The following is a 22,621-nucleotide window of genomic DNA, read 5'->3' on the forward strand; positions in this document are numbered from 1 at the left end:
TCTGCGCGCATGCTCGGCCGACGTGCGCGAGACTCGCAATCGTTCCCGAACTTGCGCCCGTCGCGAGATGGAGTTGAACGTGACTGCACCTGCGAGCAAGGACAGCTTCGGCGCCCGCGGCACGCTGAACGTCGGCGACGCCTCCTACGAGGTGTTCCGGCTCAGCGCGGTCGACGGGGCGCAGCGGCTGCCCTACAGCCTCAAGATCCTCCTGGAGAACTTGCTGCGCACCGAGGACGGCGCGAACATCACCGCCGACCACGTGCGCGCGCTGGCCAACTGGGACGCCAAGGCCGAGCCGTCCACCGAGATCCAGTTCACCCCGGCGCGGGTGATCATGCAGGACTTCACCGGTGTGCCCTGCGTGGTCGACCTGGCCACCATGCGCGAGGCCGTCGCCGAGCTCGGCGGTGACACCTCCAAGGTCAACCCGCTGGCCCCGGCCGAGCTGGTCATCGACCACTCGGTGATCATCGACGTGTTCGGCAAGCCGGACGCCTTCGAGCGCAACGTCGAGTTCGAGTACGGCCGCAACAAGGAGCGCTACCAGTTCCTGCGCTGGGGCCAGGGCGCCTTCGACGAGTTCAAGGTCGTCCCGCCGGGCACCGGCATCGTGCACCAGGTCAACATCGAGCACCTGGCCCGCACCGTGATGGCCCGCAACGGCCAGGCCTACCCGGACAGCTGCGTCGGCACCGACTCGCACACCACCATGGTCAACGGCCTGGGCGTGCTGGGCTGGGGCGTCGGCGGCATCGAGGCCGAGGCCGCGATGCTCGGCCAGCCCGTGTCGATGCTCATCCCGCGCGTGGTCGGCTTCAAGCTGACCGGTGAGATCCCGGCCGGCGCCACCGCCACCGACGTGGTGCTCACGATCACCGAGATGCTGCGCAAGCACGGCGTGGTCGGCAAGTTCGTCGAGTTCTACGGCTCCGGTGTGGCCTCGGTGCCGCTGGCCAACCGCGCCACCATCGGCAACATGAGCCCGGAGTTCGGCTCCACCGCGGCGATCTTCCCGATCGACGACGAGACCATCCGCTACCTCAAGCTCACCGGCCGCCCGGCCGAGCAGGTCGCGCTGGTCGAGGCCTACGCCAAGGAGCAGGGCCTGTGGCACGACCCGAGCCACGAGCCGGAGTACTCCGAGTACCTCGAGCTGGACCTGTCCACCGTGGTCCCGTCCATCGCCGGCCCGAAGCGCCCGCAGGACCGCATCGAGCTGGCCGCGGCCAAGCAGGCGTTCCGCACCGCGCTGACCGACTACGTCAAGGTCGAGAACGCCGACGACGCCGCGCTGGACGAGGCCGGTGAGGAGTCCTTCCCGGCCAGCGACGCCCCGGCGGTGACCCACAGCGAGGCCCCGCCGAAGATCTTCTCGGCCGCCAACGGCGCCAACGGCCGCGTCTCCAAGCCGGTCAAGGTGTCCTCCGAGGAGCTCGGTGAGTTCGAGCTCGACCACGGTGCCGTGGTGATCGCCTCGATCACCTCCTGCACCAACACCTCCAACCCCTCGGTGATGCTGGGCGCGGCGCTGCTGGCCCGCAACGCCGTGGAGAAGGGCCTGACCCGCAAGCCGTGGGTCAAGACCTCGATGGCCCCCGGCTCGCAGGTCGTCACCGACTACTACGAGAAGGCCGGGCTCTGGCCGTACCTGGAGAAGCTGGGCTTCCACCTGGTCGGCTACGGCTGCACCACCTGCATCGGCAACTCCGGTCCGCTGCCGGAGGAGATCTCCGCCGCGGTGCAGGAGAACGACCTGTCGGTGGTCTCGGTGCTGTCGGGCAACCGGAACTTCGAGGGCCGGATCAACCCCGACGTCAAGATGAACTACCTGGCCTCGCCGCCGCTGGTCATCGCCTACGCGCTCGCGGGCTCGATGGACTTCGACTTCGAGAACGACCCGCTGGGCACCGACACCGAGGGCAAGCCGGTCTACCTGCGCGACATCTGGCCGTCGCCGCAGGAGGTCCAGAACGTCATCGACTCGGCGATCACCAACGAGATGTTCACCAAGTCCTACGAGGACGTCTTCAAGGGTGACGAGCGTTGGCAGTCGCTGCCCACCCCGGAGGGCGAGACCTTCGAGTGGGACCCGAACTCCACCTACGTGCGCAAGCCCCCGTACTTCGAGGGCATGGAGCTGGAGCCCAAGCCGGTCACCGACATCGAGGGCGCTCGCGTGCTGGCGCTGCTCGGTGACTCGGTCACCACCGACCACATCTCGCCGGCCGGTGCGATCAAGCCGGACTCGCCGGCGGGCCGGTACCTCACCGAGCACGGCATCGAGCGCAAGGACTTCAACTCCTACGGCTCCCGCCGCGGCAACCACGAGGTGATGATCCGGGGCACCTTCGCCAACATCCGGCTGCGCAACCTGCTGCTGGACGACGTGCAGGGTGGCTACACCCGGGACTTCACGCAGGAAGGCGGCCCGCAGACCTCCATCTACGACGCCGCGCAGAACTACGCCGCCAAGAACATCCCGCTGGTGGTGCTCGGCGGCAAGGAGTACGGCTCCGGTTCCTCGCGCGACTGGGCCGCGAAGGGCACCCGCCTGCTCGGGGTCCGCGCCGTCATCGCCGAGTCCTTCGAGCGCATCCACCGCTCGAACCTGATCGGCATGGGCGTCATCCCGCTGCAGTTCCCGGAGGGCCAGTCCGCGAAGTCGCTGGGCCTGGACGGCACGGAGACCTACGACATCGCGGGCATCACCAAGCTCAACGAGGGTGAGACCCCGCGGACCGTGAAGGTGACCGCGACCAAGGCCGACGGCTCCAAGGTCGAGTTCGACGCCACGGTCCGCATCGACACCCCCGGTGAGGCGGACTACTACCGCAACGGCGGCATCCTGCAGTACGTGCTGCGGAAGATGATCCGCTCCTGATCCCCTGCCCCATCCGGCAGGTGCAGTGACCGGGCCCGGTGCGCCACAAGCGCGCCGGGCCCGTCTGCGTCGGCCCGCTGGGTGAGTCCCGCGCCGCGGCGCTCCGGGATGGCGAACACCGCGGATCGCGACCGGGCCGTGCGCGCTCGCCGGACGCGCACGACCCGGCGGGGATCACAGCGTGCTCGCCAGGCGGTCGGCCAGCAGGCGGCTGAAGCGGGCCGGGTCGGCGACCTCGCCGCCCTCGGCGAGCAAGGCCATGCCGTGCAGCAGCTCGACCACCTCGGACAGCTCCGGGGCGTCGCCGCGTTCCGCGTGGGCCTTGCGCAGCCCCACCACCAGCGGGTGCGACGGGTTGAGCTCCAGGACCCGCTTGGTGCGCGGGACCTCGTGGCCCATCGCGCGGTAGACCTTCTCCATCGTCGGCGTCAGGTCCCCGGCCTCGCCCACCAGGCACGCCGGGGAGGTGGTCAGCCGGGAGGACAACCGCACCTGCCGGACCTGCTCGCCGAGCTCGCCGGTCATCCACTCCAGCAGCGCGGCGAACTCCTCCCGCTGCTCGTCCCGCTCGCCCTCGGCTTCCTCCGCCCCCTCCTCGGCGTCGAGGTCGACCTCGCCCCGGGCGATGGACTTCAGCGGCTTGCCGTCGAACTCCGGCACCGCGTCGACCCACATCTCGTCGATCGGGTCGGTGAGCACGAGCACCTCGTAGCCCTTGGCCCGGAACGCCTCCATGTGCGGCGAGCTCTCCACGACCTGCCGCGACGCGCCGGTCAGGTAGTAGATGTGGTTCTGCCCGTCCTTCATCCGCTCCACGTACTCGCGCAGCGTGGTCAGCTGCTCGGGGTCGTGGGTGGAGGCGAAGGAGGCGATGTCCAGCAGCGCGTCGCGGTTCTCCGGATCGCTGAGCAGGCCCTCCTTGACCGCTTGGCCGAACTCGGTCCAGAAGGTCCGGTAGCGGTCGGCGTCGTTGGCCCGCATGTCCTTCACCGCCGACAGCACCTTCTTGGTCAGGCGCCGCCGCATCAGGCTGATGTGGCGGTCCTGCTGGAGGATCTCCCGCGACACGTTCAGCGACAGGTCCTGGGCGTCCACGACACCCCTGACGAAGCGCAGGTAGTCGGGCAGCAGCGCCTCGCAGTCGTCCATGATGAACACGCGCTTGACGTAGAGGTGCACACCGCGGGTGCGCTCGCGCGCGAACAGGTCGGCGGGCGCGTGCGAGGGCAGGAACAGCAGCGCCTGGTACTCGAAGGTGCCCTCGGCCTTGACGTGGACGGTCTCCAGCGGGTCGCGCCAGTCGTGGCTGAGGTGCTTGTAGAACTCGCGGTACTCGTCCTCGCCGACCTCGTCCTTGCCGCGCGCCCAGAGCGCCTTCATCGAGTTGATGGTCTGGATCTCGCGCTTGGTCCCACCGTCGCCGTCCCGGGTCTCGACCTCCATCCGGATCGGCCAGGTGATGAAGTCGGAGTAGCGCTGCACGATATGGCGGATACGCCACTCGTCGGTGTAGTCGTGGAGGTGGTCCTCGGCGTCCTCGGGCTTGAGGCGCAGGGTCACCGACGTGCCCTGGGGAGCCTCCTCCACGGTCTCGATGGTGTAGGTGCCCTGCCCGGTGGAGCTCCACCGGGTCGCGGTGCTCTCCCCCGCGCGCCGGGTCACCAGCGTCACCTCGTCGGCGACCATGAAGGTGGAGTAGAAGCCGACGCCGAACTGCCCGATGAGCTCGTTGGCCGCCGCGTCGCTGGCTTCCTTGAGCTTGCGCAGCAGCTCGCCGGTGCCCGACTTGGCGATGGTGCCGATCAGCGACACGACGTCGTCGCGGGACATGCCGATGCCGTTGTCCCGCACGGTGAGCGTGCGCTGCTCGCGGTCGACCTCGATGGCGATGTGCAGATCGGAGGTGTCGACCTCGAGGTCCTTGTCGCGGAACGCCTCCAGCCGCAGCTTGTCCAGGGCGTCCGAGGCGTTGGCGATCAACTCGCGGAGGAAGACGTCCTTGTTCGAGTAGATCGAGTGCACCATCAGCTGCAGGAGCTGCTGGGCCTCGGCCTGGAACTCGAGGGTTTCCGCCTGCGTACTCACTTCAGCTGCTTCCCCTTTCGCTTCGGACCGCACTGCGGGCGCGGGTCGAGCGGCCGCGCACCACGATGATTATCGGCAGCGCGCGGCAGGGCCCGGCGGCACCGGGCACGGGGTGAGCTGCGGGGGCCTCAGCCGCGGCGGGGTCGCCGGCAGACGTAGATCCGGGCCGGCGGGACGTTGCGCCACACCGTGCGCGAGGTGAGGACCTCGTCGAAGGTCAGGTCCAGGCGGCGGCGGAACAGGCGGGCGCCGGACATGCCCAGGGCGTGCACGTAGGCGAAGGTCGTGAAGGCGCCGCCGGGCGCGAGCACCGCGCCGACCTGGTCCAGGATCGCCTGCTGCAGCTCGCCCGGGAAGATCGACCACGGCAGCCCGCTGACCACCGCGTCGACCCGCTCGATCCCGAGCCCGCTGAGCAGGTCGCCGAGCCGGGCCGCGTCGCCCTGGACGACCTCCAGCCACGGCAGCTCGGCGCGCAGGTACTCGACCATGCCGCCGTCCAGCTCGATGGCCACGTGCCGACCGCCCGACGGCAGGCGCTCGGCGATCGCGCCGCTGAGCGCCCCCGTCCCGGGCCCGAGCTCCACCACGACCGGCCTGCCGGAGGTCGGCACCACCGCGGCCATCTCGCGCGCCAGGCTCGGCGAGCTGGGCGCGACCGCGCCGACCTGGCCGGGCTTGCGGACAGCGCGTTCGATGAAGGCGCGGTAGCCGGCCAGCGTCGATCCGGCACCGGGCCGGGACGGCGAGACGGTGCCCCGCTGCCGACCGCGGGTCTGTTCGGCTGGAGTCACGGATGCCCTTCCCGAGTTGTGCTTCGGCCTCGCTCGCCCACCCTATCGGGCAGCGCGGCGCACGGGGGCATCACGTGTCGATCAGCGTGACCACGGTGCGCGACCGCGCGACCGCGGAGCGGAATGGGACCGTTTCGCGCAAAGGGCTGGAGAACCGCCGCGCCGAATCGCGGGAAAAGGATGTCGGGAAATGTGTAACGAAATCAGTTCCGCCGACGATCAGATGAATTCCACGACCGTCGGCTCAGGGGGTACGGGCTCGGACAGCACCGGCCGCCGAGCCCGCGCGCGCGTCTGCTCAGGCGATGCGCTCGGTCATCGGACCGACCTGGTCAACCGCCTGGTCAGGGGTGCCCGACTGGGGACGGCTCACCCACTTGACCAACGAGCCCGCCACCGTCAGCAGGACAACCGCCTCAGCCGCCAGGGCCACCCACACCGTTGCCACTTCCTTGCCTCCCTTCTGCGAACCGCCCCGTCTTCCGCACGCGCGCGCGAGAGCGCCCGACCACAACTGCAGCCAGGACGAACGGAAGAAGGTTTGGGGGAACCGTGCTTGCACCAACAATCGTAGGACTTCAGTCCCGGAATTTCGAAGGCACCCCGGGGTGTCGTGCGTCTCCCCCTAGTGGCCGTGTTCCAGTGCGGGCTCCCACGGTGGCACAGACCACTCGGCGGGCGGGAAGAAACCGGTCCGCGAGTCGTTCTGCTGGGTGTGCGGCGCATCGACGTGGTGGTGATCGGGGCCGGTCAGGCCGGCTTGAGCACTGCCCACCACCTGCAGCGGGCCGGTGTCGACCACGTCGTGCTCGACCGCGGGGCCGGGCCGGGCGGCGCCTGGCGGAACCGCTGGCCGTCCCTGCGGCTCGGCGGGGTGCACGGGATCCACCCGCTGCCGGGCAGCGCCCCGCCGGAGGCCGGTGACGCACGACCCGCCGCCGAGGTCGTCGCGGAGTACTTCGGGCGGTACGAGCGGGAGTTCGCGCTGCCGGTGCTGCGCCCGGTGCGGGTGGAGGCGGTCCGTGACGGCGGCGAGCGGCTGCTGGTGGAGAGCTCCGCCGGGACGTGGGCGGCGCGGGCGGTCGTCAACGCGACCGGCACGTGGGACAACCCGTTCTGGCCGCACTACCCCGGCCGGCACCTGTTCACCGGGCGCCAGCTGCACACCGCCGACTACCGCGGGCCGGCAGAGTTCCGCGGGCAGCGGGTGGTCGTGGTCGGCGGCGGGATCTCGGCGGTGGAGCACCTGCTGGAGATCTCCGAGGTCGCCACGACGACGTGGGTGACCCGGCGGCCGCCCCGCTTCACCGGGGCGGTGTTCGGCCCGCAGGACGGGCGCGCCGCGGTCGCCGAGGTCGAGCGCCGGGTCCGGGCGGGCCTGCCGCCGGGGAGCGTGGTGAGCGCGACCGGGCTGCCGGACAGCCCCGCGGTGGTCGCGGCGCGCGAGCGCGGGGTGCTCCGCAGGGTGCCGATGTTCCAGCGGATCACCGCCGACGGTGTCGCCTGGGCCGACGGCAGCGCGCAGCGCGCCGACGTGATCCTGTGGGCCACCGGGTTCCGGCCGGCGATCGCGCACCTCGCACCGCTGGGACTGCGCGGGCCGGGAGGCGGCATCCAGCTGGACGGCACCCGCGTGGTCGCCGAACCCCGGCTGCACCTGGTCGGGTACGGGCCGTCGGCGAGCACCCTCGGCGCCAACCGGGCGGGCCGGGCCGCGGCCCGCGAGGTGCGCGCCCTGCTCGAAGCTCAAGCGAGCCTCAAGTGATCCTCTCCAGGGGCGGAAGACCCTGTCCTCCGCGCGGACCGACCGGCACGCTGCGCGGTGGCGGTACGCCCACGCGGAGGCGGCGCCACCTCCAGGAGAGGGGGAGGTGGCGCCGCCTCGCACCGTGCGCCGGTCAGGGCTTGCGGGCCACCCCCGCCGGCCCGGCGACGCGGGGAGCGCCTTCCCACACCTCCCCCGGGTCGGGTCGCCACTGGAGCAGGTCCACCAGCCCCGGCTCGATCAGCTCCAGGTCGCCGAACATCTTCGCGACCTCGGCTCGGGACCGCATGAAGAACCCGCCGATGCGCTCGCTGTAGAGCGCGGAGGCCCGCCTGGTGGACTCGTCGACGTCGTCGCTGCCCGCGTGCGAGATCGCCACGTAGCTGCCCGGGCAGAGCGCGTCGGCGTAGCGCGCCACGATGCCCGCCGGGTCGTCGCTGTCCGGCACGAAGTGCAGCACGGCGAAGAACAGCACCGCGATCGGCGCGTCGAAGTCGAGCGTCGCCCGGACCTGCTCGTCGCCGAGCACCGCGTCCACGTCCCGGAAGTCGGCCCGGATCGCCACCGCCCGGTCGTTGTCGCGCAGCAGCGCCTGGCTGTGCGCGACCGCGACCAGGTCGTTGTCGACGTAGACGACGCGGCAGCTCGGGTCGACGCCCTGGGCGACCTCGTGCACGTTGCCGACGGTCGGGATCCCCGAGCCCAGGTCGAGGAACTGGCGCACCCCGGTCTCGGCGAGGTGGTGCACCACCCGGCGCAGGAACGAGCGGTTGGCCCGCAGCACCGCGGGCAGCGACGGCATCATCGCGGCCGCCTGCTCGGCCAGCTCCCGGTCCACCTGGAAGTTGTGCGACCCGCCCAGGTGCACGTCGTAGACGCGGGCGGAACTGGGCCGCTTGACGTCCACACCCCGGGCCCACCACGCTTGCGCGTCCACTGGCGCTCCTCCGGACTCGACGACGGTTCACCCCCCATGATCGACCATCGGCGGCGGTCCGTCACGGACTTCGCGAACGGAGGCCGACGGCCTCCGCCGCTCACCAGGTCACCGGCAGCTCGTAGAGGCCGAAGACGGTCGCCTCGCTCTTCACCGGCACCTCCGCGACCGGGACGGCCGGCCGCAGGTCCGGGATCCGGCGCACCAGGGTGTCGAAGACGATCTGCAGCTCCGCCCGCGCCAGGTTCTGGCCGAGGCACTGGTGCGGGCCGAAGCCGAAGGCCACGTGGTGGCGGGCGCCGCGGTCGATGTCCAGCTCGTCGGGCCGCTCGAACACCTCCGGGTCGTGGTTGGCCGCCGACACCAGCGCCATGACCCCCTCGCCTTCCCGGACCAGGACGCCGCCGAGCTCCACGTCCTCCAGCGCCACCCGCGAGGTCGCGCCCTCGACGATGCTGAAGTAGCGCAGCAGCTCCTCGATCGCGGGCAGCGTCTTGGCCGGGTCCGCGGCGATCGCCGCCCAGTGCTCGGGGTTCTCCAGCAGGGCGAGGGTGCCCAGGGAGATCATGTTCGCGGTCGTCTCGTGGCCGGCGAGGAGCAGCAGCACGGCCGTGCTGACCAGGGTTTCGTGGTCGGCCTCGCCGGCGTCGCGCTGCTTGCGGGCCTGCCGGCCGAGCAGGTCGTCGGGCAGCTCGCGCTCCTTCACCGACACCAGCTCGTCCAGGTAGGAGCGCAGCTCCCGGGACGCGCGCAGCCGCTCGTCGAACGGCGTGGAGCGGTGCACCAGCTTCGAGCTGCGGGTCTGGAAGAACTCGTGGTCGTCGTAGGGCACGCCGAGCAGTTCGCAGATCACCAGCGACGGCACCGGCAGCGCCAGCGCCGACACCAGGTCGACCGGGCGGGGACCGGCGAGCATCGCGTCGATGCAGTCGTCGACGATCTGCTGGATCCGCGGGCGCAGCGAGTCGATGCGCCGCACCGTGAACTCGCCGAGCACCGCGCGCCGGGCCCGGGTGTGCTCCGGCGGGTTCATCCCGATCAGCGACGGCGGCAGGCCCTGGAGCACGCTCTGCTGGTTCTCCGCCAGGCGCGGGAACCCGGGCGAGCGGCGGTCCGAGCTGAACCGGGGGTCGCTGAGCACCTGGCGGACCAGGTCGTGGCGGGTGACCAGCCACGCGGTGCTCCCGCCGGGGGTCTGGACCTGCACGACCGGCTGTTCCGCCCGGAGCTGGGCGTACTCCGGGTCGACGGAGAACGGGCAGGTCCGGGGCTTCGGGTAGGTGGTCGTCGCGCTGGCAGCCTGGTGGGCCATCGTCACTCCCTGGTCGCGGACACAAGCGGAAGGTTCGTCTCCCAGTTGTACCCAAGCGGAAGGAAGTCGTCCAGTTCCGGCGGACATGCGACAATTCGCCCGAACAGCTGCCGGGAGCACGAGCGAGGACCATGAGCACCGAGACCACGCCGCCCCTGCGGGCCGACGCGCGCCGCAACCGCGACCGGATCATCAACGCTGCTCGGACCGCGTTCGCCGAGCGGGGCCCCGAGGTGCCGATGGAGGAGATCGCGCGGTGCGCGGGTGTCGGCACCGGGACGCTCTACCGGCGCTTCCCCGACCGCGAGTCGCTGGTCCGGGCCGTCGGACTGGACTCCTTCGGCCGGGTGCTCGACGAGGTGCGGGAGATCGCCGACCGCGAGCCCGACCCGTGGCGCGCGCTCACCGAGTTCATGCTCACCGCCACGGACATCGGCGTCGTGATCCGGCTGTCGCTGCACTCCCCGCGCGCCCGGGCCGTCCTGGCCGGCGACCCGGAGCTCAACCGGGTCCGCGACGAACTGCTGTCCATCATGGACAGGCTGGTGCGGTCGGCGCAGGAGTCCGGCGCGCTGCGGGCGGACGTCGGCAGCGGCGACATCGCCATGGTCCTGTCGATCGTGATGCAGGGCGTGCGCAACGTCTCCGACGACGTCCGCCGCGACGCCCCGGCCCGCTACCTGACCCTCATCCTCGACGGGCTGCAGGCGAAGCCGGGGACACCGCTGCCCGGGCGACCGGTGGGGCCCGAGGACATCGCGCTGGCGAAGGACTACACCGAGGGCTGACCGCGCCGGCCCGGCACCAGCGCGCGCAGCACGTGGTAGCCGACCAGCGTCACCAGGGTGCCCAGGGCGATGCCGTTGAGGCTGAACTGCGGGGTGATCTCCAGCGAGACGCCCCCGATGCCCATCACCAGGCCGGCGGCCAGCGGCAGCAGGTTGACCGGGTCGCCGAAGTCCACCCGGTTCTCCACCCAGATCTTCGCGCCGAGCAGGCCGATCATGCCGTAGAGCACGACGGTGATGCCGCCGAGCACACCGCCCGGGGTCGCCGCGATCACCGCGCCGAACTTGGGGCACAGCCCGAACAGGACCGCCACCACCGCGGCGACCCAGTAGGCCGCGGTGGAGTACACGCGGGTGGCCGCCATGACGCCGATGTTCTCCGCGTAGGTGGTGGTGGGCGGGCCGCCCACCGCGGTGGACAGCGTGCTGGCGAAGCCGTCGGCGAAGATCGCGCGGCCCATGTGGGAGTCCAGCCGCGTGCCGGTCATCTCCTCGACCGCCTTGACGTGCCCGGCGTTCTCGGCGATCAGCGCGATCACCACCGGCAGCACCACGACCACCGCGGAGAGCTCGAAGGACGGCGCGTGCAACGCGGGCAGTCCGAACCAGGGCGCGTCGGCGACCGCGCTGAGGTCGACCCGCGGGTGCGTGCCGACCACCCCGTTGGCGTCCGGCGCGGTGATCGGGCCGAAGCCCAGGTCGAACAGCCAGGACAGGCCGTAGCCGACGACCAGGCCGAGGAACACCGCGATGCGCGACCAGAACCCGCGCAGCAGCGCGCTGCACCCGAGCACCACGAGCATGGTGATGAGCGCGATCCACTGGTCCTGCGGCCAGTAGGTGGAGGCCACCACCGGAGCGAGGTTGAACCCGATCAGCATCACCACGGCCCCGGAGACCGCGGGCGGCAGGACCCGGTGCACCACCTGTGCGCCGACGACGTGGATGAGCAGGCCGACGGCGGAGAGCACCAGGGCGCACACCAGCAGCGCGCCGGTCACCGTCGAGGTGTCCCCTCCCCCGGCGCGGACCACCGCCACCACGCCCACGAACGAGGCGCTGCTGCCGAGGTAGCTGGGGATCTTGCCCTGCACGATGAGCAGGAACAGGATCGTCGCGACCCCGGAGACCATGATCGCCAGGTTGGGGTCGAGCCCCATCAGCACCGGGAAGACGAACGTCGCCCCGAACATCGCGACCACGTGCTGCGCGCCGAGGCCGACGGTGCGCCCCCAGGACAGGCGTTCGTCCGGGGCGACCGCCTCCCCGGGCCGCGGGGTGCTGCCGTCACCGTGCACCCGCCAGCCGATGCCGAGCCTGGCGCCGAGTCCCTGCCGCATGGCGTGCCTTCCTGCTCCGCCCGCCGCGCGGGCCGGTGTCGTGTCGCGCGGAACTCTACAAAGCAGGGGCGGTGTGACCGGCGCCGCAACGCGATCGTCACCCGGTGTTCACCGGTGGTCGCGGACCGCAGCGCGGCCTCAGCGCAAGGCCGGGACGATCCGCTCGCCGTAGGCGTCCACAGTGGCGTCGATGGCGTCGTGCATGGCGTAGATCGCGAACTGGTCGACTCCCGCCTCGCGGAGCTCGTGCAGCTTGGCCACGTGCTGCTCGGGCGGCCCGAGCAGGCAGAACCGGTCCACGATCTCGTCGGGCACGAAGTCCGTGCTGCGGTTGCCTGCCCGGCCGTGGTGGGAGTAGTCGTAGCCCTGGCGGCCCTTGATGTAGTCGGTGAGCGCGGAGGGCACCGCTTCCGCGGAGTCGCCGTAGCGGGCGACCAGGTCGGCGACGTGGTTGCCGACCATGCCGCCGAACCAGCGGCACTGCTCGCGGGCGTGCGCGAGGTCGTCGCCGACGTAAGCCGGGGCGGCCACGCACACGGTGATCGACTCCGGGTCGCGGCCGGCGTCGCGGGCGGCCTGGCGCACGTGGTCGACCATCCAGCGCGTCAGGTACGGGTCGGCGAGCTGCAGGATGAACCCGTCCGCCTGGCGCCCCACCAGCTCCAGCGCCTTCGGGCCGTAGGCGCCCATCCAGACCGGCAGCTGCCCGTCGCGCACCCACGGCAGCCGCACCGCGGTGCCGTTCAGCTGCACCTCCCGCCCCTCGGCGAGGTCCTTGATGACCTGCATGGCGTGTTCCAGGTTGGCCAGCGTGGTCGGGTGCCCGCCGGTCACCCGCACCGCCGAGTCGCCGCGGCCGATGCCGCACACCGTGCGCGGCCCGAACATGTCGTTGAGCGTGGCGAAGGCGGAGGCGGTGACGGTCCAGTCCCGGGTGACCGGGTTGGTCACCATGGTGCCGACCCGCAGCCGCTCCGTGGCGGACAGGACCTGGCTGTGGATGACGAACGGTTCCTGCCACAGCACGCAGGAGTCGAACGTCCAGCCGTGGCTGAAGCCCAGCTCCTCGGCGCGACGCATCCGCTCCACCACCGACCAGGCCGGGGGATCGGTCTGCAGGACGAGCCCGAAGTCCATCGTGGACCCCTTTCGACGAGATCAGGTCGGGTTGCTCCGTCGCCGGTCAGGTCAGGTACTGGCAGGTGTCGCGACGCAGGAAGCGGCCGTGGCCGGCGCGCCCCAGGTAGGCGCCGTCGTCGACGATCACCTGGCCGCGGGACAGCACGGTGCGCACCGCGCCGGTGACCGTCCGGCCCTCGTAGGCGTTGTAGTCGACGTTCATGTGGTGGGTCTGCGCGGAGAGGACGTGCTCCCGGTGCGGGTCGTAGACCACGATGTCGGCGTCCGAGCCGGGCGCGATGGTGCCCTTGCGCGGGTGCAGGCCGAACATCCGCGCCGGGGTGGTGCAGGCCAGCTCGACCCACCGGCGGCGGCTGATGTGCCCGTCGACGACCGCCTGGTGCAGCAGGTCGACCCGGTTCTCCACGCCCGGGATCCCGTTGGGGATCTTGGAGAAGTCCCCGAGCCCCAGCTCCTTCTGGTCCTTGAAGCAGAACGGGCAGTGGTCGGTGGAGACCACCGACAGGTCGTTGGTGCGCAGCGCCCGCCACAGGTGGGCCTGGTGCGCGACGGGGCGCAGCGGGGTCGAGCAGACGTACTTGGCGCCCTCGAACTCCGGCCGGGCCAGGTCGTCGGCGCTGAGGAACAGGTACTGCGGGCAGGTCTCGCCGAAGACGGCGAGCCCGTCGTCGCGGGCCCGGGCGAGTTCGGCGACCGCTTCGCCGGCCGACACGTGCACCACGTACAGCGGCGCCCCGGCCACCCGGGCGAGCTGGATCGCCCGGTGGGTCGCCTCCGCCTCCAGCAGCGGGTGCCGCACCTGCCCGTGGTAGCGGGGGTCGGTGCGGCCCGCGGCCAGGGCCTGCTGCACCAGCACGTCGATGGCGATGCCGTTCTCGGCGTGCACCATCGTCAGCGCGCCGTTGTCCGCGGCCTGCTGCATGGCGCGCAGGATCTGCCCGTCGTCGCTGTAGAACACGCCGGGGTAGGCCATGAACATCTTGAAGCTGGTGATCCCCTCGGCGACCAGGGCGTCCACCTCCTTGAGCGCGTCGTCACCGACGTCGGAGAGGATCATGTGGAAGCCGTAGTCGACGGCGCACCGCCCGTCCGCCTCGGCGTGCCAGGCGTCCAGGCCCTCGCGCAGCGAGCCGCCCACCGGCTGGATCGCGAAGTCCACGATCGTGGTGGTGCCGCCCCACGCCGCCGCCCGGGTCCCGGTCTCGAAGGTGTCCGAGGCGTAGGTGCCGCCGAAGGGCATCTGCATGTGGGTGTGCCCGTCCACGGCGCCGGGGATGACGTAGTGGCCCGCGGCGTCGACGACGGTGTCGGCGCCGTCCACCCACTGCTCGGCGACCTCCGGCGCGGCGATCGCGGCGACCTGCTCGCCCTCGACGAGGACGTCCGCGCGGACCTCCTCGGTCGCGGTGATCACCAGGCCACCGCGGATGACCGTGCGGCTCATCGTGTCCCCACCTCCTCCAGTGCCGACAACAGGATCCGAGCGCCGTCGCGCGCCTCCTCCTCGGTGAGGCTCAGCGGGGGCGCGATGCGCAGCACGTTGCCGTCCAGCCCGCCCTTGCCGACGAGCAGACCGGCCGACTTGGTCGCCTCGAGCACCGCGGTGGCCAGCTCCGGGGCCGGGGACCCGTCGGGGCGCACCAGCTCGACGCCGAGCATCAGGCCCTTCCCGCGCACCTCCGCGACCGCGGGGACCCGGCCGACCGCGGCGTCGAGCTGCCCGCGCAGGACCGCGCCAACGCGCGCGGCGTTGCCCTGCAGGTCGTGCGCGACGAGGTGGTCGAGGTTGGCCAGCGCCCCGGCCGCGGTGATCGGGCTGCCGCCGAAGGTGGAGATCGAGTTGGCGCCGAGGCAGTTCATCACCTCGGCGCGGGCGATGACCCCACCGATGGACAGCCCGTTGCCGATGCCCTTGGCGAAGGTGACGACGTCCGGCGCACCGCAGGCGTCGTGCGCCTGCCAGCCCCAGAAGTGCTCGCCGGTGCGGCCCCACCCGGTCTGCACCTCGTCGCTGATCCAGAGGATGCCGCTGCGGTCGAGCACCTCCTTGAACCGCGCGAACAGCCCGTCGGGCGGCAGCGTGAACCCGCCGACGCCCTGGACCGGCTCGGCGATCAGGCACGCCACGGTGCCGTGCAGCTGGCCGAGCACGTCCTCCAGGTCGGCGACGCAGGCCTCGGTGAAGTCCTCGTCGGACAGGTCGGCCAGCGGGGTCCCGCGCCGCCGGCTGCCGTGCACGTAGGAGGTCTGCACCGGCGACAGGCTCGTCGGCGACCAGCCGCGGTTGCCGGTCACGGCCAGCGCCGAGAAGGAGCGACCGTGGTAGCTGTTGCGCAGCGCCAGCACCTGGTTGGAGCCGCGGTAGGTGGTGGCCAGCAGCAGCGCGGCGTCGTTGGCCTCGGTCCCGCTGGTCGTGAAGAACACCCGCGGGTCGTCGATGCCGGACAGCTCCGCGACGCGCTCGGCCAGCTCGACCATCGGGCGGTTGAGGTAGAGCGTCGAGGTGTGCAGGACCTTGCCGGCCTGCTCGCGGACCGCGGCGGTGACCTCCGGGAGGGCGTGCGCGGTCATCGTGGTGAGGATGCCGCCGAAGAAGTCCAGGTACCGGTTCCCCTCGGCGTCCCAGACGTACCGCCCCTCGCCGCGTTCGACGTCGATGGGCTCGTCGTAGTACAGCGCCAGCCACTCCGGCAGCACCGCGCGGTGCCGCTTGGCCAGCTCGGCGTGCGTGCTCGTCATCGTCTCCCCAATCGGCGGTGCTGACGGCGCACCGCGGTGCGGGTCTCCGTGCGCCGCTGCGCCGAGCTCGGCGGGCCCGGCCGGCGGTCAGGTGGTCATCGCGAGCGACTCCTCGCTCCCGCCGCGTGTCCCGGTGCTCACGGGGCGGTCAGCGGCTGGTAGGCGTCGGGGCGCCGGTCGCGGTAGAAGGCCCACTTCTGGCGGACCTCCTCGATCAGGTCGAAGTCCAGGTCGCGCACCACCAGCTCCTCGTCGGTGTCGCTGGCCGGGTCGCCGACGAACTGGCCGTAGGGGTCGACGAAGTAGCTGGTGCCGTAGAAGTCGTTGTCGCCGTACTCCTCCACGCCGACGCGGTTGATCGCCGCGATGAAGTACTCGTTGGCCACCGCCGCGGCGGGCTGCTCGAGCTTCCACAGGTAGGACGACAGCCCGCGGCTGGTCGCCGACGGGTTGTACACCAGCTGCGCCCCGGCCAGGCCGAGCGCCCGCCAGCCCTCCGGGAAGTGCCGGTCGTAGCAGATGTAGACGCCGATCCGGCCGACGGCGGTGTCGAACACCGGCCAGCCGAGGTTGCCGGGGCGGAAGTAGTACTTCTCCCAGAACCCCGGCAGGTGCGGCAGGTGGTGCTTGCGGTACTTGCCGAGGTAGGTGCCGTCGGCGTCGATCACCGCGGCGGTGTTGTAGTAGAAGCCCGGGCCGTCGACCTCGTAGAGCGGCACCACCAGCACCATGCCGGTCTCCCGCGCCAGCGCGCACATCCGCTGCACGGTGGGCCCGTCCGGGACCGGCTCGGCCCAGCGGTGGTGCTCGGCTTCCTGCACCTGGCAGAAGTACGGGGCGTTGAACACCTCCTGGAAGCCGATGACCTGCGCGCCCTGCGCGGCGGCGGCGCGGACGTGGGCCTCGTGCTGGTCGACCATCGACGCGGTGTCCCCGGTCCACTTCGCCTGGACCAGCGCGGCTCGAACGGTGTTGGACATGGTTGCGCTGCACCTCCGGTCGGTGGAGCAGGACGAGCCGATCGGCCCGCTCACCGACGGTATGGCCACCCATCGCCACGCGCAATGATCAACCGGTTACGCATTGTTCCCATTCAGCCGGGCGCCGACCGCGCCACGCCCCGGGCGTGGGCCGATGCCGCGGGTGCCCCGGTGCCCCGCCGCTCGAATTCCTACGAACAGGCGAAGCACCGGTGCGTCGTGCCGACGGCGGTCCACAGAGGTCGCACCGGGGACGGGTGAGCGCGGTCAGTCGGTGGAGAGCAGGTCCGCGGCGCGGCCTTCGAGCGCCCGGGCCATCTCGGTGGCGCGCGGGAACATGCTCCGCTCGTAGCAGCGGACCGCGTCGGCGACGGTGGGGGCGGTCGCGAGCGCGAGGGCGAGCTCGCCGGCGTCGAGCATGGCGAGGTTGACGCCGACGCCGAGCGGCGGCATCAGGTGGGCGGCGTCGCCGAGCAGCGTCACCGTCGGGTCGTGCGGCCAGGTGTGCGGGACGGGGAGCGCGAAGATCGGGCGGTCGACGTAGGCGCCGTCGTTGTCGGTGATCATCCGGAGCAGGCGCGGTGACCAGTGGCCGTACTCCTCCAGCAGCAGGGCGCGGATGCCGTCGGTGTCGTCCGCGCGCAGACCGCTGCGGCTCAGCCAGTCGACCGGGACCCGCCGGACGAGGTGGACGCGGAGGCGGCCCCCGCTGCCCCGCTGGGCGAACAGGGCGCGCTCGCCGTCGGCGGCGTGCGCGCTGCCCTGGCCGACGAGCGCGGCGATCTCGGGGTGCCGCTCGTCGACGTCGGAGAACCACGCCTCCAGAAGACTGATGCCGGTGTGCTCCGGGACGGCGCGGGACACTGCCGCGCGCACCCGGGAGAAGGCGCCGTCGGCGCCGATGACCAGGTCGGCCTCGGTGGTCGTGCCGTCGGCGAAGCGCAGCCGCCGCGGGCCGCCGGCGGGCCCGCTGATCGTGTCGAGCGCGTGTCCCCAGCGCACGGTGCCCGGCTGCAGGGAGTCCAGCAGCAGGTCGCGCAGCTGTCCGCGGTCGATCTCCGGCCGGAACAGCTCGTCGGGCTCGGGCAGGTGGTGGTCGGTGATGCGGCCGGTCACGTCCATCCGGCGCATCTCCTGCCCTTCCGGGCGGGCCAGGGCCAGGAACTCGTCGAGCAGACCGGCGGCCTTGAGGGCGACCTGCCCGCTGTCGGCGTGCAGGTCGAGGCTGCCGCCCTGGTCGCGCGCCTCCGGCCCGAGGTCGCGGTCGTGGACCGTGACCGCCAGGCCGTGCTGCTGGAGGACCCGCGCGCAGGTCAGCCCGGCGGGCCCGGCCCCGATGACGCTGATCCTGGCGCGGGTGGCTTCCGGAGGGTTCATCGCGGTGACCTTCCCATCGGTGAGAGCCCGGGCGGGCGCCCGAGCGAACGCGGAACGAGTATAAAAGTGAAACGAGTCAACTTTTCAACCGAGTTCACCGATGGTTACGATCGGCGCATGACCGAGCCCCCCGTCGGCCGCCGCGAGCGCAAGAAGGCGGCCACCCGGCGAGCGATCGCCGACGCCGCGCTGCGCCTGTTCCTGGAGCGCGGGTTCGAGCAGGTGAGCATCCGCGAGATCGCCGACGCGGCCGACGTGTCGACCACGACGGTGTTCAAGCACTTCCCGTGCAAGGAAGCGCTCGTCTTCGACCAGGACGAGGAACGGGAGGCGGCCCTGGTCGCCGCGGTGCGGCAGCGGCCCGCCGGGCAGAGCATCCCCGAGGCCCTCCGCCGGCACGTCCTCGACGCCTGGCTGCCGTTCGTCGAGCACCCGCAGCAGGCCGAGTTCACCGAGCTCGTGCACTCCACGCCGGCGCTGCGCGCCTACGCCGACCAGATGTGGACCCGGCACACCGACAGCCTCAGCGCCGCCATCGCCGCCGAGTGCGGCGTCGCGCACGACGACCTCGCGTGCGTCGCCCTGGCCCGGTTCGCGCTCCAGGTCCCCACGCTCGCCCACGGGCAGCGGGACCGCCGCGCCGCGGTCGAGACCCTCTTCGACCTGCTCGTCCACGGCTGGACTCCCCCGAGCCCCGCGAACGACTAGCACCGCGGGGCGGCCCGCGAGCGTGCCGGGCGCTCGCGGGCCGACCGGGGTGTCACAGCGGCGGTTCCAGGTGCGCCCAGGGGCGTTCGGCCTCCAGCTGGGCTGCCAGGGACAGCAGCGTCGGTTCGGCGCCGAGGCCGCCGACGAACTGCACGCCCAGCGGGAGCCCGTCCGGCGTCCGGTAGGTCGGCACGCTCATGGCCGGACGACCGGTGACGTTCGCCAGCTGGGTGAACGGCACCTTCTCCAGGTTCTTCAGCACCAGGTCGTTGACCGGCCGGGTGCGCGCCACCTTGCCCGCCAGCCCGACCGCGAGCAGCAGCTGCACCGCCTTCTGCAGGGCCGGGGGTGTGTCGAGCTCCCCGATCCGGCCCGGCGGGTGCGCCAGCGCCGGCGTCAGGAGGAGGTCGTAGCGGCTGTGGAAGTCGGCGAGCGCGCGGTTGTGGTCGTTCCAGCGGTCGAGCACCGCGACGTACTCGACGGCCTTCGTCTCCCGGCCCGCGGCCGCGAGCAACCGGGTGTCGAGCTCGAAGTCGTCCGGAGCCGCACCGAAGGCCCGCCGCGCGTCCTCCACCGCTCGGGCCAGCTGGACGAACCACACGGTGAGGAAGTCGCGGGACAGCTGGCGGCCGTCGATGTCCGGCTCGGCCTCCTCGACGTCGTGGCCCAGCCCGGCGAGCAGGGCGGCCGCGTCCTTGACCGCCGACACCGCGTGCGGGCTCACCGCGGATCCCAGTGGTGAGCGGCAGGTGAACCCGATCCGCAGCCTCCCCGGCTCACGGCGGGCGTGCTCGGCGTAGGGCAGCTCCGGGCGGGCCGCCAGGTAGGGCCCACCCGGGTCCGGGCGGGCGGTGAGCACGTCCAGCATCACGGCCGAGTCCCGCACCGTCCGGGAGATCACCCCGTCGGTGGCGCCGCCGTGCATCTGCTCGGCGCGGTCCGGCCCCGCAGGCACCAGACCGCGTCCCGGCTTCAGTCCGAACAGGCCGCAGCACGCCGCCGGGATGCGGATCGACCCGCCGCCGTCGCTGGCCCCGGCCACCGGCACGATCCCGGCGGCGACCGCGGCGGCGGAACCGCCGGACGAACCGCCGGGCGTGCGGTCGGTGTCCCACGGGTTGCGGGACGGGCCGTGGGCCACCGGTTCGGTGATCCCCTTGGCACCGAACTCCGGCGTGTTGGTCCGGCCGAAGATCACCAGCCCGGCGTCGAGCCACCGCTCGACGCTGGCGCTGTGCCGGGTCGCCACGGCTGTGCGCGTGGACCGGGACCCGCTGCCGGTGCGCACCCCGGCGTAGTCCTGGTGCAGGTCCTTGACCAGGAACGGCACGCCGGCCAGTGCCCCGGTCAGCGGCTGCGCCGCCCGCTCGCGCGCGATCCCGACCATCGGCCGCACGATCGCGTTGATCCGGTCGTTGACCTGCTCCGCCCGTTCGATCGCCGTCTCGAGCAGCTCCGGCGGCGCGACCTCACCGGTGCGCACGAGCTCGGCCAGGCCCACGGCGTCATGACGCCGGTACTCCGCGTAGTCCATTCGAACACGTTGGCACGCCGACGATGTCCGGGTGAACCCCTCAACTGCCCAGACCGACGCCGTGCCGGTCGAGGAAGGACAGCCAGCGGCCGCGGCGGCCGGCGTTCTGGTCGGCCCGGGCCAGTGCGCGGCGGGTCAGCTGGACCAGCGGCCAGCGCAGCGGCTCCGGTGGGAAGGGCAGCGGCGGACGGCGCACCAGCTCCAGGCGGGTCCGCTCGGTGTCCTCGCCCCACAGCAGGTCCAGCGCGGTGCGGGCGCCGAACCGGGACGCGGCGACGCCCAGACCGGTGTAGCCGACCGCGTAGGCGATGCGGCCGGTGCGGCCGATCAGCGGGGTGAACCGGGTCGTGGAGTCGATCGGGCCGCCCCAGCGGTGGGTGAACCGCACGCCCTCCAGCTGCGGGAAGGTGCGGAAGAAGCCGCGCGCCAGCTGGCGGTGCGACGCGTCGTGGCGGGCCAGCTCCGGGTCGGTGCGCCCGCCGAAGTAGTACACCGGCTCGTAGCCGCCCCACAGGACCCGGCCGTCCGGGGTCGGGCGGTAGTAGTGGAAGCGGTTGGCGCTGTCGGTGATGCCCTGGCGGTCCCGCCAGCCCAGCTCCGCCCACTGCCGGTCGGACAGCGGTTCGGTCACCAGCACGTAGTCCCAGACCGGCAGCACGCGGCGGCGGACGGTGCGCAGCGGGGCGCGGAACGCGTTGGTGCCCAGCAGGACCTCGCCGGCGCGCACCCGTGCGCGGGGCGTGCGCACCAGGACCTGCCCGCCGCGCTCGCGCAGTCCGCGCACCGGGCTGGCCTCGTGGACCCGCACGCCCAGGCGCTCCGCCGCGTCGGCCAGGCCCCAGGTCAACCGGGCGGGGTCGACCAGGCCCCCGGCGTCGGGCAACCGCAGTCCCGCCCGGTAGGTCGGCGATCCCACGTCCGCACGGATGCCCCCGGCGCCCAGGAAGCGGGCCGCCATCCCGTGCTCCCGGTGCAGCTCGGCCTCGTCGCTGAGCTCGGCGACCTCGTGCGGCTCGGTGGCCACGGCGGTCCTGCCGCACCACCGCAGGTCCGCGTCGATGCCGTGCTCCCGGACGAACTCGTCGATCTCGCGCAGGTTCTGCCGCCCGAGCTCGACCAGCCGCGGGAGCTCGGCGGGCCAGTGCAGCGCGCCGTGCACCAGGCCGTGCGTCAGGGACTCGGAGAGGAACCCGCCGTTGCGGCCGCTCCCGCCGTGCCCGAGGCGGTGCGCTTCGAGCAGCAGCACGTCGAGCTCGGGCCGCCGCCGCTTGGCCTCGACCGCCGCCCACAGCCCGGTGAACCCGCCGCCGACCACCACCAGGTCCGCCTCGTGCACCCCGGTCAGGGGGGCACGCGGTTCCGGCCGGTCGGCGCGGTCGGTCCAGAACACGGTCACCGCGGCGTCGGCCAACGCGACGTCGAGCTGCGCTGCGTCCATCCAGCGCTATCCCCACCAGGGGCGGTAGCCGGCACCGTGCTTGGCGACCCGTTGGACGTCCCGGCGGATCTCGCGGGTCTCGCGCGCCACGCCCGGCGGGAACCCGTGCTTGATCGCGCGGTGCTCGGCCGTCTCCCCCATGTAGCAGATCGAGTAGAACAAGCCCACCAGCAGCCCGAGCAGGATCGCGCTCAGCCGGACCTCCAGCGGGCCGGGCAGCAGCACCAGCAAGCAGAACGGCGCCAGCTGGGTCAGCGCGCGCAGGACGTGCCGCAGCACCCAGGTGCGGCAGGTGACGTCGTGCAGCACCCACTCGGCGCAGCGGTCCGGGAGCTTGCCGCCGAAGGCGTACCAGACCCATTGCGCGAGATTGGGTCGGTCGGTCGCCATGGTCTCCAGGCTAGCCTCCGCGGGGTCGTACCGGATCCGCTCATCGGCCGGTGCTGCTTTCGCAGTCGGATCCTAGGACGCCCCTCCGCGCCGACCGGCGACCGGTTCGCGCCCGTCGCGTCACACCGTGGCGACCGCTCGGTAACGGAACCGGCGGTGCGCCGATGTTCCTGGCAGAAGGGGTGAGTGCAGTGTTCGTGGTTGTCGTGGCGATGTTGTTGGTCGTGATCTTGGGTGCGGTGATGTTCACCGACGTGCTCGACGGGAAGGGTGCTGCGGACGACCGGTCGTTCAAGCACCTGGTGGCGGAGTTCATGCGAGGGGTCCGGACTCCCAGCCACCGCTGAACCGTCCGAAGTGGAGGAAGGCCCGGTCGCCGAGGCGGCCGGGCCTCCGTCGTCACAGGGGCC

19 protein-coding genes are annotated in these 22,621 nt (G+C 72.3%); 5 read left to right on the top strand and 14 right to left on the bottom strand.

The window, feature by feature from the left end:
- Positions 1-67 precede the first annotated feature (67 nt).
- Positions 68-2,884 carry an aconitate hydratase AcnA gene (gene acnA / locus HNR68_RS17770; RefSeq protein ID WP_179722589.1) on the top strand — a complete coding sequence of 939 codons (2,817 nt, stop codon included), beginning with the start codon at positions 68-70 and terminating at the stop codon, positions 2,882-2,884.
- Positions 2,885-3,058: 174 nt separating this feature from the next.
- Here acnA and htpG read toward each other — a convergent pair whose 3' ends face one another.
- The 3 genes from htpG to HNR68_RS17785 form a co-directional block, all read right to left on the bottom strand.
- Complete coding sequence (htpG, locus tag HNR68_RS17775; protein WP_179722591.1) at positions 3,059-4,969, bottom strand: molecular chaperone HtpG; 1,911 nt, start codon at positions 4,967-4,969, stop codon at positions 3,059-3,061.
- A gap of 128 nt (positions 4,970-5,097) precedes the next feature.
- Entirely contained in the window at positions 5,098-5,763 is a 666-nt protein-coding gene (locus HNR68_RS17780) for a class I SAM-dependent methyltransferase (protein ID WP_380574947.1), read from the bottom strand.
- 298 nt (positions 5,764-6,061) lie between these two features.
- Positions 6,062-6,211: a hypothetical protein gene (locus tag HNR68_RS17785; protein ID WP_179716377.1), complete on the bottom strand. Its 150-nt coding sequence runs from the start codon at positions 6,209-6,211 to the stop codon at positions 6,062-6,064.
- 267 nt (positions 6,212-6,478) lie between these two features.
- Here HNR68_RS17785 and HNR68_RS17790 point away from each other — a divergent pair, with 267 nt between their 5' ends.
- Positions 6,479-7,528 carry an FAD-dependent oxidoreductase gene (locus HNR68_RS17790; protein ID WP_179722593.1) on the top strand — a complete coding sequence of 350 codons (1,050 nt, stop codon included), beginning with the start codon at positions 6,479-6,481 and terminating at the stop codon, positions 7,526-7,528.
- Positions 7,529-7,661: 133 nt separating this feature from the next.
- Here HNR68_RS17790 and HNR68_RS17795 read toward each other — a convergent pair whose 3' ends face one another.
- Entirely contained in the window at positions 7,662-8,465 is an 804-nt protein-coding gene (locus HNR68_RS17795; protein ID WP_343050218.1) for an SAM-dependent methyltransferase, read from the bottom strand.
- Between the two features lie 100 nt (positions 8,466-8,565).
- The gene (locus tag HNR68_RS17800; RefSeq protein ID WP_179722595.1) at positions 8,566-9,777 is read right to left on the bottom strand and encodes a cytochrome P450; all 1,212 of its coding nucleotides are present in this window, start codon (positions 9,775-9,777) and stop codon (positions 8,566-8,568) included.
- Between the two features lie 131 nt (positions 9,778-9,908).
- On the opposite strand from HNR68_RS17800, the gene HNR68_RS17805 reads away from it, so the two are divergent.
- On the top strand, positions 9,909-10,565 hold the full coding sequence (locus HNR68_RS17805) for a TetR/AcrR family transcriptional regulator (RefSeq protein WP_179722597.1): 657 nt from the start codon (positions 9,909-9,911) through the stop codon (positions 10,563-10,565).
- Here HNR68_RS17805 and HNR68_RS17810 read toward each other — a convergent pair.
- The 6 genes from HNR68_RS17810 to HNR68_RS17835 all read right to left on the bottom strand — a co-directional run bounded on the left by HNR68_RS17810 (position 10,550) and on the right by HNR68_RS17835 (position 18,141).
- Positions 10,550-11,905 carry a uracil-xanthine permease family protein gene (locus HNR68_RS17810; RefSeq protein ID WP_179722598.1) on the bottom strand — a complete coding sequence of 452 codons (1,356 nt, stop codon included), beginning with the start codon at positions 11,903-11,905 and terminating at the stop codon, positions 10,550-10,552. The two genes, HNR68_RS17805 and HNR68_RS17810, sit on opposite strands and share 16 nt — an antisense overlap.
- Before the next feature lie 138 nt (positions 11,906-12,043).
- Complete coding sequence (locus HNR68_RS17815) at positions 12,044-13,042, bottom strand: TIGR03842 family LLM class F420-dependent oxidoreductase (protein ID WP_179722600.1); 999 nt, start codon at positions 13,040-13,042, stop codon at positions 12,044-12,046.
- Positions 13,043-13,088: 46 nt separating this feature from the next.
- Positions 13,089-14,489: a dihydropyrimidinase gene (gene hydA / locus HNR68_RS17820; protein ID WP_179722602.1), complete on the bottom strand. Its 1,401-nt coding sequence runs from the start codon at positions 14,487-14,489 to the stop codon at positions 13,089-13,091.
- The gene (locus HNR68_RS17825; RefSeq protein ID WP_179722603.1) at positions 14,486-15,784 is read right to left on the bottom strand and encodes an aspartate aminotransferase family protein; all 1,299 of its coding nucleotides are present in this window, start codon (positions 15,782-15,784) and stop codon (positions 14,486-14,488) included. The genes hydA and HNR68_RS17825 overlap by 4 nt, the downstream gene beginning before the upstream one ends.
- A gap of 137 nt (positions 15,785-15,921) precedes the next feature.
- Positions 15,922-16,764, bottom strand: a complete 843-nt coding sequence (locus HNR68_RS17830; RefSeq protein ID WP_179722605.1) for a nitrilase-related carbon-nitrogen hydrolase — start codon at positions 16,762-16,764, stop codon at positions 15,922-15,924.
- Between the two features lie 267 nt (positions 16,765-17,031).
- Entirely contained in the window at positions 17,032-18,141 is a 1,110-nt protein-coding gene (locus HNR68_RS17835; RefSeq protein WP_179722607.1) for an FAD-dependent oxidoreductase, read from the bottom strand.
- 117 nt (positions 18,142-18,258) lie between these two features.
- Between HNR68_RS17835 and HNR68_RS17840 the strand changes: the two genes are divergently transcribed.
- Positions 18,259-18,849: a TetR/AcrR family transcriptional regulator gene (locus HNR68_RS17840; protein ID WP_179722609.1), complete on the top strand. Its 591-nt coding sequence runs from the start codon at positions 18,259-18,261 to the stop codon at positions 18,847-18,849.
- A gap of 52 nt (positions 18,850-18,901) precedes the next feature.
- Here the strand turns inward: HNR68_RS17840 and HNR68_RS17845 are convergent, their stop codons facing one another.
- Genes HNR68_RS17845 through HNR68_RS17855 form a run of 3 tightly spaced genes read right to left on the bottom strand, consistent with a single transcriptional unit; the run spans position 18,902 to position 22,211 of the window.
- Positions 18,902-20,383: an amidase gene (locus tag HNR68_RS17845; protein ID WP_179722611.1), complete on the bottom strand. Its 1,482-nt coding sequence runs from the start codon at positions 20,381-20,383 to the stop codon at positions 18,902-18,904.
- Between the two features lie 40 nt (positions 20,384-20,423).
- Complete coding sequence (locus HNR68_RS17850; protein ID WP_179722614.1) at positions 20,424-21,821, bottom strand: NAD(P)/FAD-dependent oxidoreductase; 1,398 nt, start codon at positions 21,819-21,821, stop codon at positions 20,424-20,426.
- A gap of 6 nt (positions 21,822-21,827) precedes the next feature.
- Positions 21,828-22,211, bottom strand: a complete 384-nt coding sequence (locus tag HNR68_RS17855) for a DUF5313 family protein (protein ID WP_179722616.1) — start codon at positions 22,209-22,211, stop codon at positions 21,828-21,830.
- A gap of 164 nt (positions 22,212-22,375) precedes the next feature.
- Between HNR68_RS17855 and HNR68_RS17860 the strand changes: the two genes are divergently transcribed.
- Complete coding sequence (locus tag HNR68_RS17860) at positions 22,376-22,558, top strand: hypothetical protein (RefSeq protein WP_218888344.1); 183 nt, start codon at positions 22,376-22,378, stop codon at positions 22,556-22,558.
- Positions 22,559-22,621: the final 63 nt, after the last annotated feature.

It is taken from the genome of Saccharopolyspora hordei, assembly GCF_013410345.1.
Taxonomy (GTDB): Bacteria; Actinomycetota; Actinomycetes; order Mycobacteriales; family Pseudonocardiaceae; genus Saccharopolyspora; species Saccharopolyspora hordei.

Coding starts and splice junctions, on each gene's coding strand:
- HNR68_RS17860 (WP_218888344.1), top strand. CDS start 22,376: ATGTTCCTGGCAGAAGGGGTGAGTGCAGTGTTCGTGGTTGTCGTGGCG.
- HNR68_RS17840 (WP_179722609.1), top strand. CDS start 18,259: ATGACCGAGCCCCCCGTCGGCCGCCGCGAGCGCAAGAAGGCGGCCACC.
- HNR68_RS17850 (WP_179722614.1), bottom strand. CDS start 21,821: ATGGACGCAGCGCAGCTCGACGTCGCGTTGGCCGACGCCGCGGTGACC.
- hydA (WP_179722602.1), bottom strand. CDS start 14,489: ATGAGCCGCACGGTCATCCGCGGTGGCCTGGTGATCACCGCGACCGAG.
- HNR68_RS17855 (WP_179722616.1), bottom strand. CDS start 22,211: ATGGCGACCGACCGACCCAATCTCGCGCAATGGGTCTGGTACGCCTTC.
- HNR68_RS17800 (WP_179722595.1), bottom strand. CDS start 9,777: ATGGCCCACCAGGCTGCCAGCGCGACGACCACCTACCCGAAGCCCCGG.
- HNR68_RS17810 (WP_179722598.1), bottom strand. CDS start 11,905: ATGCGGCAGGGACTCGGCGCCAGGCTCGGCATCGGCTGGCGGGTGCAC.
- HNR68_RS17845 (WP_179722611.1), bottom strand. CDS start 20,383: ATGGACTACGCGGAGTACCGGCGTCATGACGCCGTGGGCCTGGCCGAG.
- HNR68_RS17825 (WP_179722603.1), bottom strand. CDS start 15,784: ATGACGAGCACGCACGCCGAGCTGGCCAAGCGGCACCGCGCGGTGCTG.
- HNR68_RS17815 (WP_179722600.1), bottom strand. CDS start 13,042: ATGGACTTCGGGCTCGTCCTGCAGACCGATCCCCCGGCCTGGTCGGTG.
- HNR68_RS17830 (WP_179722605.1), bottom strand. CDS start 16,764: ATGTCCAACACCGTTCGAGCCGCGCTGGTCCAGGCGAAGTGGACCGGG.
- acnA (WP_179722589.1), top strand. CDS start 68: ATGGAGTTGAACGTGACTGCACCTGCGAGCAAGGACAGCTTCGGCGCC.
- HNR68_RS17835 (WP_179722607.1), bottom strand. CDS start 18,141: ATGAACCCTCCGGAAGCCACCCGCGCCAGGATCAGCGTCATCGGGGCC.
- HNR68_RS17805 (WP_179722597.1), top strand. CDS start 9,909: ATGAGCACCGAGACCACGCCGCCCCTGCGGGCCGACGCGCGCCGCAAC.